Source organism: Chroococcus sp. FPU101, from assembly GCF_017312365.1.
In the GTDB taxonomy this organism is placed as follows: Bacteria; Cyanobacteriota; Cyanobacteriia; order Cyanobacteriales; family Microcystaceae; genus Chroococcus.
In genome coordinates, this window is record NZ_BLJI01000020.1 from 35608 (window position 1) to 47607 (window position 12000).

A 12000-nucleotide genomic window follows, 5' to 3' on the forward strand; every position below is an offset into this window, starting at 1 on the left:
TTTAATTTCCTGTATAGATTTGAAATCCTTCAGCAATAGGCCCTAAAGCGAGTACAGGGAAAAAAGTTAACGCCCCTAGAACTAATAAAACCCCTGCGGTGACTGAGGTAAATAAAACAGTATCGGTGCGAAGTGTTCCAGATGTTTCGGGTACAAGGGGTTTTTGTGCCATACCGTCGGCTAGTAATAATAAAGCAATGATGGGAATAAACCGCCCGATAAGTAGACTAAAAATAGTACTCAGGTTCCACCACCAAGTATTATCCCCCAATCCTTCAAACCCAGAACCGTTATTTGCTGCGGCTGACGTATATTCGTATACCACCTGTGAAAGTCCATGAAAGCTAGGGTTATTAATGCCTGAGAGGGTTTCAGGAAATGCTAAAGTAATCGCAGCAGGGATTAAAATAGCGAGCGGATGAATCAATAAAACCACACTAGCAAAGATAATCTCTCGTTTTTCGATCTTGCGTCCAAAGATTTCGGGTGTTCTGCCCACCATTAACCCCGTCGCAAAAATAGATAGAATGAGGTATACGAATAGATAAGCTGTACCTGTTCCTTGTCCTCCCCAAATCACTTGAAGGAACATATTAAACAAGGTTGCAAAGCCACCTGCAGGCATAAAAGAGTCCAGCATTCCATTAACTGCACCGCACATTGTAGCTGTCGTAGTCACCGCCCAGAGTGCCGTCTGCGCCCAACCAAAGCGTGTTTCTTTCCCTTCTAAATTAGGTTGATTTGCGCCCATAATCTGATTAACCTGTGGATTTCCCTTAAATTCGCTCACTGCGGCGATTAAAATTAGCGCAACATAAATAATAAATACCATCCAAAACAGTAACCATCCCTGCTTTTTATTTCCTGCAATCACACCATAGGTATAAATTAACGATGTAGGAATTGTAATCATTGCTACGGTTTCGATTAAATTAGTGAAAGGATTGGGATTTTCATAAGGATGGGCTGAGTTTATACCAAAAAAACCGCCGCCATTTTCTCCTAATTGTTTAATAATCTCAAAATGTGCGACAGGGCCTCTAGCAATGGTTTGTGTTGTTCCTTCTAAAGTAGTTAGATTTACTACACCTCCTAATGTTTCAGGAACGCCTAAAATCAGTAGTAATATTCCACCGACTATAGAAATGGGTAATAAAATTCGAGTAATGGATAAGGTTAGATCAACATAAAAGTTACCTATCGGTTTTCCTGTTATACCTCGAATAAATGCTATTCCAACTGCTAACCCTGTTGCTGCCGAAGTAAACATTAGATAACCCAAGGCTAAAACTTGTGTTGCGTAAGAAAAAGTCGTTTCACCAGAGTAATGCTGTTGGTTCGTATTCGTGACAAAGGAAATCGTTGTATGTAACGCTAGATCCCATCTTGGTGCAGTCATTTCGGTGGGATTTAATGGTAAAATTCCCTGAAACATGATAGTAGCAAAAACCAAGACTGACATTGCAAGATTACTAAACAAGACGCTTCTTGCATATTGCCATCCTGTCATATTACGATCTCGACGAATCCCCAGTCCTCGATAAATTAGTGATTCTATTGGTCGAAAAATCGGCTCAAGTAAGGTTTTCTTTTGGAGAAATACTTGAGCCATATACTGCCCTAAAAACGGGACAATAACTACAATAATTAGTAGCGTGAGAACGATTTGTAAGATTCCTGAGAGCATTTTCGTGTGAAATTAATAAAGAAATGGCAATAAAATCCTTGTCTAAGAGGGTTTGGTGACCAAACTCCTACCATAATGGGGTTTTTAGGTCTAATTTGTAGGGGTTTGGTTTCTAAGCCCAAAAGAAATCTGTGCTAATGCAACTATGAACAATTGCATTAACTGAATATTCCTCAAAAAATTAAAGAGTGAATACAACCGAATCAGATGTAACTCTTATTACAATTCTCACTCTGAACTGATATAAAAATGATCTAGATAACTGGGATCAATACTATCAACGTCCATTGTCTTTTGCGCTCACTTGATCGCAAATATAAATATAGCTTTAGAGCAGTGTTGCTCAAGAAAACTGAATGAGGAATTACTTTTTTAAAAATTGCCTCTTCAATCTTCTCTCAATGCTGACGAGGTTAGCTGCCGGGCTAGGACTGAGAGATGTCCTTTCTTACTTGTTGCCGTAAAAATAAGCCCCTAGATTTGGTTCCCCCGCTCTCCCTGATGTAGAGAGATTAAGCTGACTTACTCTATTGATTTTTTAACTTAACATATCTTATTAATTTTGACAAGTATCTTTACTCATTTAGAGTTTAGAAACCAAAACCCAACAATCATATAGGATGGAGTAAGAGTTAAATAGGTGTAGGATGGATTATCGAGAAGCGGGTGTAGATATCGAAGCAGGACGGGCTTTTGTTGAGCAAATCCGCAAAAATGTCGAAAGTACCTTCAGAAAAGAGGTAATAGGCGGTTTAGGGGGATTTGGTGGTTATTTTGAGATTCCCTCTGGATATAAACAACCTGTTCTCGTTTCGGGAACTGATGGGGTTGGAACTAAACTAAAAATCGCTCATACTCTCAATCGACATGATACGGTAGGAATTGATTTAGTCGCTATGTGTGTTAATGATGTTCTGACATCGGGTGCAGAACCACTATTCTTTTTAGATTATCTCGCTACAGGTAAACTATATCCAGAACAACTCGCCCAAGTCGTCGCGGGTATCGCTGAAGGGTGTCGTCTAAGTGGTTGTGCTTTATTAGGTGGCGAAACGGCGGAAATGCCTGGGTTTTATGGTTCGGGTGAATATGATTTAGCAGGTTTTTGTGTAGGTATTGCGGAAAAAAGTCTGCTTTTGGATGGTTCAAAAGTACAGTTAGGAGATGTGGCTATTGGTTTAGCCAGTCAAGGGGTACATAGTAACGGTTATAGTCTAGTACGCAAAATTATCGAAACAAAAGGCTATGCTTGGGATTTTTGCCCTGATGAATTAGAGGGAAAAAGTTTAGGTGAAGTTTTGTTAACACCGACACGCATCTATGTTAAACCGATTTTAGAAGCAATTGCTACGGGTTTAGATATTCATGGAATGGCGCATATTACAGGGGGTGGCATACCTGAGAACCTACCGCGTTGTTTAAAATCTAATCAATCGATCCGAGTTCGCTATAATAGTTGGTCTGTACTACCGATTTTCCAATGGTTAGCCAAAGAAGGAGAGGTAACCCAAGAAGTGATGTATGACACGTTTAATATGGGGATCGGTTTTGTTGTGATTGTTTCTCCTGATACCGTTGAGTCAGCGTTAAATTGGTTTACGTCTCAGTTTTTGCAAGCTTATGTTATTGGTGAAGTGATAGCAGGTAACAGACAAGTCGAGTTAATTGCTGATGATTAGTGATAAAAATTTACCACCACAAAATATCGAAGCAGAAGAATCGATTTTAGGTGGTATTCTATTAGATCCTAAAGCGCTCGGACGTGTTGTCGATTTGATCGTTCCCGATGCTTTTTATGTTAAGGCACATAAGGATATTTATTTAGCTGCGATCGCACTTTACGCCAAAGGAAAACCCACAGATTTGATGACGGTGACTGCTTGGTTACAAGATCATCATATTTTAGAGGAAATTGGGGGAATTGGTCGCATCGCGCAATTGGTAGATCGAACGGTTTCTGCGGTGAATATCGATCGTTATGCTACGTTAGTGATGGATAAATATATCCGTCGTCAATTAATTGATGCAGGACATGAAATTGTCGGTTTAGGTTTCGATACAACCCAAGAAATCGAAAATGTTTTAGATGAATCAGAAAAGAAAATTTTCCGTTTAACGCAAGAACGACCACAAGAGGGATTAGTTCCGATTGGTGATACACTAATTCAGACTTATAATGATATTGAAAAATTACAGGAAGAAACAGCCCTACCTGGAATTAAAACAGATTTTTATGATTTAGATGGTTATACCAGTGGTTTTCAACGTTCAGATTTAATTATTATTGCTGGTAGACCTTCGATGGGTAAAACCAGTTTTGCTTTAAACATAGCTCATAATATTGCTCGTGATCAACTTCCTGTAGCAATTTTTAGCTTAGAAATGTCTAAGGAACAATTAGCGCAAAGATTGTTAGCGAGTGAAGCAGGAATTGAAAGTAATCGTTTACGTTCAGGACGTTTAACACAAAATGAATTTGATCCTTTGATTCAAGCAATGGGAACATTGACGGAGTTACCGATTTATATTGATGATACGTCTAATTTAACTGTGACTCAAATGCGATCGCAAGTCCGACGTTTACAATCAGAACATAAAGGACAATTAGGATTAGTATTAATTGATTATTTACAGTTAATGGAAGGAGGTAGCGATAACCGTGTACAAGAACTTTCTAAAATAACTCGGAGTCTTAAGGGTTTAGCAAGAGAAATAAATGTCCCAGTGATTGCATTATCGCAGTTAAGTCGCGGGGTAGAATCTAGAACAAATAAACGTCCAATGATGTCAGATTTAAGAGAAAGCGGTTCAATTGAACAGGATGCCGATTTAGTTATTATGTTATATCGTGATGAATATTATAATCAAGATTCACCAGATCGGGGCGTAGCAGAAGTAATTATTACAAAACATAGAAATGGGCCAATAGGTACATTTAAGTTATTATTTAAACCAGAATTAACTAAATTTTTAAATCTGCAAAATCGGTCAAATTATTAGAACTATCTTAGATTATGCTGAATTTATGGAAATATTACAAAATTCCTATGTTACGCAAAAGCAGTTAAAGTGGTTTAAAATATTATTCGCTATTGTAATTGTTTTAGGTATTTTTTTTCGTCTGACCAATATAGAGAGTAAAATTTATTGGCATGATGAAGTTTATACCTCAATTAGAGCAGGTGGTCATTTAGCTCAAAACATTTATGACACTGCTTTTAATGATCGCATTGTTTCTATTAATGAATTACAAAATTTTCAAGATATTAAACCCGAAAGTACAGTTTTAGATACAATACAATCTTTAATTGAAGAAGATCCGCAGCATCCTCCTTTCTATTTTATCTTAGCTCGTTATACTTTAATGATCTTTGGGAATACACTAACATCTCATCGAATTTTAGCAATTTTTTTTAGTCTTCTTTCTATTCTATTAATTTATTTATTTACTTTTGATTTATTTAACTCTAAATTAGTTGCTAGTTTTTCGGCAATTCTTTTGAGCCTGTCTCCTTTTGATGTCATTTTTGCTCAGACTGATCGACAATATAGTTTATTGACATTAGCAACAATCCTTAGTAGTTGGATGCTTTGGAAATCATTAACTAAACCAACTATAATAAACTGGATTTTTTATACTTTAGCTTGTACTTTAGGACTTTATACGCAGCCTTTTTTTGGTTTAACTCTTTTGAGTCATTTCTTGATTGTTATCTATCATTGGTTTAGTTTAAAAAAAAATAAATCTTATTTTATTCAGTTTAGTCTATCTATTTTGATGACTATTATTTTATATATACCTTGGATTTATATTATTATTACAAATTTTGAAAATGTCTTAAGGCTAACAAATTGGGTGTATTTTGAACAAAGCCCAATTTTTTTAGTTAAATTATGGTTATTAAACTTTTCCTCGTTATTTACTGATTTCTTTGTTGGGATGGATAACCCCCTAACTTTTCTTTATCGTTTAATCTTTATTATTATAATTTTTATATCTTTTTATAAACTCCATCGTCAAGTTAATCGTTTTATATTTGTTTTTCTTTTAGCTTTAACTATAATACCTTTCGGAATATTGGTGATACCCGATCTATTTTCTAATAGTCATCGTACGGTTGTCACTCGCTATTTAATTCCTTGTTATCCTCCGATCCAAATTGCAGTAGCCTATTATCTTTCGCAGCAAATCATAAACAACTTCAAACTAGGAAAGCTGATTATATTATTTGTTATAACAAATGGTATTCTATTTTGTACTTTAATTACCTTTGCTGATACATCTTGGGCAAAAGTTCCCAGTTATTATAATGCCGAAACCGCTAAACAAATTAATCAAATTACTTCGCCTTTAGTCATTAGTGATACAGGCGATACTTCAACTAATTTAGGTGAAATTATTTCTTTAAGTTATCTTGTCAATAAAGATACCCAATTTTTATTAACCAGTGCTCCACCTAATCAAGAAAAGTTAGCCAATATTTTAAAAATGAGTACATCAAATTTTCTAGTTTTTCAACCCTCCCAAAAACTTAGATCAAGTTTAGAAAAGCTAAATTATCGCCTAGATTACCTATTTGTGTCAGGAAATTTGTACCGACTCACCGAAAAACCCAATAACCAATAAATCATTAAAGTCTTACCTTTCTTTTAACCGAGACTGCTAAAATTAAGCTGATCTACTCAGGTCTACCCAGATAAGATGAGAATACTAGCCCTTGTACCAGGAGGAATAGGCGATCAGATCCTATTTTTCCCAACCCTTGAAGACCTTAAGCAGAACTACAAGAACGCAACAATAGATGTACTTGTAGAACCCCGCGCTAAATCTGCATATCGGGTTTGTCCTCATGTTAAAGAAGTACTTTTGTTCGATTATAAAGATCGTAACGGTTTAGCAGATTATCTAAACCTACTGGGAATTATCCGCGATCGTGAATATGATATTGCTTTAACCTTGGGACAGCGTTGGACAGTGGGTTTACTCCTCTGGCTTAATGGTATCCCAACCCGAATCGGTTACAAAACTAAAAATTCTTGGTTTATCTCAAATTCTGTTCCTCTTAAACAAGAACAGTACGCCGCCGATATGTATCATGATCTCCTACAAGGTCTTGGCATTAATAACACCTCCCCTTTGCCTAAAATAACCCTTCTCAAAGAAGATATTCAATGGGCTGAAGCTGAACAAAAACGTTTAGATATCAAAGAGAGTGGTTACATCCTGATTCATGGTGGTTCGAGTAAATTAGCCCTGATCAAAGGAATTGATAAAATTTATCCTGTGTCTGGTTGGCAAAAAATTATCGATGATTTGCAGCAAAAACAGCCCGAGATCCCTATTGTGTTACTAAAAGGGCCCGATGATGCCGAATGGGTGACACAAATGAAAAATGATCGCCCAAACCTCAAAATCACTCAACCGCCAGATATTGGTAAACTAGCAGCGATGATTGCGGGGGCTAATTTAATGTTATGTACCGATAGTGCGCCGATGCACTTATCTGTAGCGGTTGGAACCTATACCATAGCCCTTTTTGGCCCCACTGAAGTCGCCAAACTTTTACCACCTTCTCAAGATCGCTATATCGGAATACAATCACCTACTGGTAAAATTGCCGATATCAAACCTGAAACCGTTCTCGAACAAATTTGGCGTGGCTAAATCAGCAGTTTTTTTAGATCGGGATGGGGTTCTTAACGTCGAAGCAGGTTATATCCGTCGAGTCGATGATTTAAACCTCATTCCAGGTGTTGCCCAAGCAGTCCGAAAGTTAAATGATTTAGGGATTTTTTGTTGTCTTGTCTCTAATCAATCTGGGCCGGCCAGAAACTATTATCCTGTTTCTCACGTAGAAGCTTTACATCAGCGTCTTGCCGAACTTCTACAACGCGAAGCAGGGTCGAAACTGGATGCTGTTTATTATTGTCCCTATCTCAGTCCAGCAGCAGGGGGAGTCAGCGTAGATTTTACCCGTTGGAGTACTTGGCGTAAACCGAATACAGGTATGCTAATAGCAGCTGCATGGGAATATGATCTTGATCTCAAGCATAGTTTTATGGTGGGAGATAAAGCGACAGATATTGATCTTGCCCATAATGCAGGACTAAAAGGAATTTTAGTTAGAACTGGATACGGAAAAAAAGTAATTAGGGGAGATTATCAACATCAAACACGTCCAGACTATATTGCAACTGACTTAGCCGATGCTGTAAGTTGGATCTGTGATTCTATTGAGAATGATTAGATTTGACTGGCTTTTCTAAGTTCAAAGTAGGCTTTGACTTCTTCTCTTAAAAGATCATATTTTTCCTTAATCGCCTGATATTTTGCTTCAAATTCAATTTTTTGAGTGATTTCGGGTAGATGATCTGGATTATATTTGGCTAACTCTGCGCCAATTAGATTTTCTCGTACAAATTTGAGACACTCTTTTTTGAGTTCTTCGGCGTTATTGACTAAATCGGTAATTTGGGCGATCGCTTTTCCATAGACTTCCGCTTGCTGATGATAGACTTCCGAGGAGGCTGCCAAACTTCTTAATTCTTCTAGTTTACTAATTTGTTCATTAAATTCTGTAATTTGCGGCTCAATTTTGCTAATTACCTCTTGAGTAGGTATAGCAATTTTGTTCATTAATTCAAATGTCGAATTTTTGGATTGTTTTTGAACAATTTTCACTTGATTTAATTCATTAGCAAAAATCTTAAAACTAATCCCTTCTTTAGTCAGTTGTGGTTTAACAGATTTAATCAACCAACTCGATTTTTTATAGTTAATCGGTATTTTAAATAAAGTTTTCTTGACTTCTTGCTGTTGTTCAATCACTTCAAGAGGAATGCTGTATTGATTTTGCGCTAGAAGCTGTAACACTTTTCCCTGTCTAATTGCTGTTAGCTTTCGCCCAATAAAACCAAAGCGATAAATAGCCTTACCAAGCAATAGTATAGATAAGGAAGTAATTAACATTCCTAAAACTATTGTCCAGTATTGAGTCACTAGATAAAGCAAAGGAAGAATCAATAAAAGAGCAAACCATTTCATAAGCAAATACTTTTATTGGTTGATTTTAAAAACAGTAGACCTGAAGCCAAGAGTCGAGTTAGTAATATATGTTATGATATCATTTTTTTAGATGAAAGGCTGAAGCTACTTAGGTTGATGACGTATGATAGACACAAATTAGCCCAAAAAGCAATTAAAAAGATTTAGATAAAAATGTTAGTTAAACTCAAACCCTATTTACGTTGGTTTATTTTGGGAGGTACGTTATTTTTTGTTATTTATGCTTTTAAAAAGAATTGGCAAACAGTAGCAACCGTTAAATTTACAACAAATAGCTTATTCATACTTTTAATTGCTCTTTTTCTTACCTTGTTGGCTCATCTTTGGTCAGGTTGGGTTTGGACTTGGATTCTTAGACTCTTTAAACAATCTGTCTCTTTAAAATGGGCTTTAAGAATTTATTTAATTACAAATTTGGCTAAGTATTTACCTGGAAATGTTGGTCATTTCTATGGCAGGATTGTCGCCGTTCATCAAGCGGGTAGTACGATAGAAGCCGCTTCTTTAAGTGTTTTACTAGAACCTTTATTGATGGCAACCGCCGCCTTATTTTTAGCCATTTTTAGTAGTAGTTTGGGTTTAATTACCGTTAATCATTTAGGGCTACAAATTGTTATTTTAATTGCTATTTTAAGTTTAACTCACCCGCGTATCTTAAATCCAGTTATACAAAAACTCAGTAAGTCTAAAACCAAACAGGTTAACCTCCCTCCTCTTCATCTTAAAGAATATCCATTGTTGCCTTTATTGGGAGAACTAGGATTTGTTTTACTGCGAGGCTGCGGTTTTTTATTAACTTGGTTTGCTTTAGTAAAAATTAATTTAGAACAAATTTTACCCTTATTGAGTAGCTTCAGTTTTGCGTGGTTGATGGGTTTAGTCGTACCAGGTGCGCCAGGAGGAATAGGGGTTTTTGAAGCAACCGCGATTGCTCTTTTGGAGCAGCAAAATTATTCATCAGGCATTCTATTGACAACGATTGCTTTATTTCGTGTCATTAGTATTCTAGCAGAAATAATCGGTGCAGGAATTGGACTATTGATGGGTCGTCCAGAAATTAAATAGCAGATCTGACTAAATTAATAGATTTAGATCCAACTAAAGTCAGATGGCTTATACATAACAATTTTGGCAGATTGAATAAGTAATGAATTCTACTAGATTGCTTTAAATAAGAGGAGAACCAACTATTATGGTTTCAACATTAGATGACACTAAGCGTATGGCGATTGCTGCTAAGTTAGCCGATATGAAGGCACTTCAGGAGCTTTTAATCAAAAATGATGAAAAATTGCTATCTGCTGTAGAAGATTCCGAAATCCGCGAGCGTTTTCAAGATATGCTTAGAGACGATCAAAATAATTTGAAAGTCCTCAATGATGTAACCGTTAGCTACGGCGAACAATCAGAAGCATCTGAAACGGTTCAAAAAATGATTCAAGAAGTGGAACATCTGATGGAAGGCCAAGAGCTAACTTTGCTCGATAAAGTATCACAACATGAGTTATTGAAGCATAAACAAGCCATGAGTGGTATTTTAATTCACAAAGCGGCTCAGGTTGTTGGGGCTGATATTGAAGCAGCAATTCTTCCATTAAATACTGTTAACTTTGAAAACCGCGCTCATCAAGAACAACTCAAAGGGGTTATTGAAGTTATCGGTGTACGTCAACTCACTGGACAAGAAGCTAAACAAGGCATTTGGTCACGTGTTCAAGACGCAATGATGGCAGCTACTGGTGCGGTTGGTAGCATGACTGGAATGAATGAAGACGAAATGACGATCCAAAATGTTATTCGTATGGATCACCAGAAAGTGAATGTCCTCTTCATGGAAATCATGCAGTCAGACGATTCCCATAAAATTCAAGAGTATTTTGGTCAGCTTTATAAAGATTTGTCGGTTCATGCTGAAGCAGAAGAACAAACTGTTTATCCTACCGTTCGTCCTTTCTATGGCGATGATACTCAAGAACTCTATGACGAACAAGCTGAGATGAAACAAAAGCTTAACAAACTTAAATCCATGGAACCTGGTTCTAATGAATTTAAAAATGAAATTAAGCAGTTACAAGATGTAGTTATGGATCACGTTCGTCAAGAAGAAAGCACGATGTTCGGTGCAATTCGTAATAACTGTAGCGAGGATCAACAAAAACAATTAGCTACTGAGTTCAAAGCAGCTAAACAAAAACTGCAACAAGAAATGGCTAAGTAATTGCTAATTCTCTAAGGGGTTTCGTTTTCTAAACCCCTAGAAAATAAATTGGGGGTTTGGTCATCAAACCCCTATGATCAATTCTCGACAACTGATCGAGATGAAACGACATCGGGTAAAGGTTTTTTGAAGCGATACAACCAAATCAAGCCAAAAATACTAATACTTAAAGCAACCAGACTCACCACTTGAGCAATTTTGAGAGGCCCTAACATTAAACTATCTGTGCGTAATCCCTCAATCCAAAAACGACCCAAGCTATAGGCAATAAAATAGACCAGTGTTAGTGTACCAATTTTAAGCTGTTCTGGCCGTTTTAATCCCCAGAAAAATAAATAAAGTAATAGACCTAGAACCATTAAATTCCATAACGATTCGTATAAAAAAGTCGGATGAAAATAGTTTGAACTTAAATACTCGCTTGGACGGTTACTGGGTGGTATAAATAGTTTCCAAGGTAAGTTAGTTGGTTTGCCAAATGCTTCGGAGTTAAAGAAATTGCCCCATCGTCCGATCGCTTGTCCTAATGCTAGAGAAGGAACCACTAGATCTAATAATTGCCATACCGAAATTTTTTTAATTCGAGCAAAAATCAGTGTAGCAATGATGCCACCAATGATAGCCCCATGAATGGCGATACCCCCTTTCCAAATAGCAATGATATCTCTTGGTCGTTGAGCGTATTCTTGCCACTCGAATAAAACATAATACAATCTAGCACAAGGAATCGCACCAATGACTAACCATATTGCTAGATCTGCCAATAAATCAGGGTTAACTTTTCTACGTTTTGCTAAATATTGTGATAGTGTTGCGCCGAGTAAAACAGCAGCGGCAATTAATAGACCATACCATCGAATGACAAACGGCCCAATCTCGAAAATAATCGGGCCAGGAGATTGGAAAAAATAAGCGAATAACATGGATTAACCCAAGACGTTAGAGGAGTTAGTTTCATCTCTATCATCGTATCTTGTCTCGTGTCTGATCCATTCTCCTTGACACAATCTCTATTTATATGTTAGGTTG

10 protein-coding genes and 1 riboswitch are annotated in these 12000 nt (G+C 36.8%); of the genes, 7 read left to right on the forward strand and 3 right to left on the reverse strand.

Annotation, left to right across the window (positions count from 1 at the left end):
• Position 1 precedes the first annotated feature (1 nt).
• Positions 2-1687, reverse strand: coding sequence for a potassium-transporting ATPase subunit KdpA (kdpA, locus tag CFPU101_RS16385; RefSeq protein WP_206816413.1), 1686 nt, complete (start codon positions 1685-1687; stop codon positions 2-4).
• 388 nt (positions 1688-2075) lie between these two features.
• Positions 2076-2216: riboswitch (cyclic di-AMP (ydaO/yuaA leader) on the reverse strand.
• Between the two features lie 118 nt (positions 2217-2334).
• On the opposite strand from kdpA, the gene purM reads away from it, so the two are divergent.
• The 5 genes from purM to CFPU101_RS16410 all read left to right on the forward strand — a co-directional run bounded on the left by purM (position 2335) and on the right by CFPU101_RS16410 (position 7935).
• Positions 2335-3366 carry a phosphoribosylformylglycinamidine cyclo-ligase gene (gene purM, locus CFPU101_RS16390; RefSeq protein WP_206816414.1) on the forward strand — a complete coding sequence of 344 codons (1032 nt, stop codon included), beginning with the start codon at positions 2335-2337 and terminating at the stop codon, positions 3364-3366.
• On the forward strand, positions 3359-4687 hold the full coding sequence (dnaB, locus tag CFPU101_RS16395) for a replicative DNA helicase (RefSeq protein WP_206816415.1): 1329 nt from the start codon (positions 3359-3361) through the stop codon (positions 4685-4687). The genes purM and dnaB overlap by 8 nt, the downstream gene beginning before the upstream one ends.
• A 25-nt stretch (positions 4688-4712) precedes the next feature.
• Positions 4713-6314 carry a glycosyltransferase family 39 protein gene (locus tag CFPU101_RS16400; RefSeq protein ID WP_206816416.1) on the forward strand — a complete coding sequence of 534 codons (1602 nt, stop codon included), beginning with the start codon at positions 4713-4715 and terminating at the stop codon, positions 6312-6314.
• A 75-nt stretch (positions 6315-6389) separates the two neighbouring features.
• Positions 6390-7352, forward strand: a complete 963-nt coding sequence (locus CFPU101_RS16405; protein WP_206816417.1) for a glycosyltransferase family 9 protein — start codon at positions 6390-6392, stop codon at positions 7350-7352.
• A complete protein-coding gene (locus tag CFPU101_RS16410) occupies positions 7345-7935 on the forward strand; it encodes an HAD-IIIA family hydrolase (RefSeq protein ID WP_206816418.1) in 591 nt (196 codons plus the stop codon). The genes CFPU101_RS16405 and CFPU101_RS16410 overlap by 8 nt, the downstream gene beginning before the upstream one ends.
• On the opposite strand, the gene CFPU101_RS16415 is transcribed toward CFPU101_RS16410, so the two are convergent.
• Positions 7932-8732, reverse strand: coding sequence for a hypothetical protein (locus CFPU101_RS16415; RefSeq protein ID WP_206816419.1), 801 nt, complete (start codon positions 8730-8732; stop codon positions 7932-7934). The genes CFPU101_RS16410 and CFPU101_RS16415 overlap by 4 nt on opposite strands.
• Positions 8733-8906: 174 nt before the next feature.
• Between CFPU101_RS16415 and CFPU101_RS16420 the strand changes: the two genes are divergently transcribed.
• Entirely contained in the window at positions 8907-9818 is a 912-nt protein-coding gene (locus tag CFPU101_RS16420) for a lysylphosphatidylglycerol synthase domain-containing protein (protein ID WP_206816420.1), read from the forward strand.
• A gap of 127 nt (positions 9819-9945) precedes the next feature.
• The gene (locus CFPU101_RS16425; protein ID WP_206816421.1) at positions 9946-10971 is read left to right on the forward strand and encodes a hemerythrin domain-containing protein; all 1026 of its coding nucleotides are present in this window, start codon (positions 9946-9948) and stop codon (positions 10969-10971) included.
• 77 nt (positions 10972-11048) lie between these two features.
• On the opposite strand, the gene lgt is transcribed toward CFPU101_RS16425, so the two are convergent.
• Positions 11049-11894 (reverse strand): prolipoprotein diacylglyceryl transferase, encoded by an 846-nt coding sequence (gene lgt / locus CFPU101_RS16430; RefSeq protein WP_206816422.1) that lies wholly within the window; start codon positions 11892-11894, stop codon positions 11049-11051.
• Between the last annotated feature and the right edge of the window lie 106 nt (positions 11895-12000).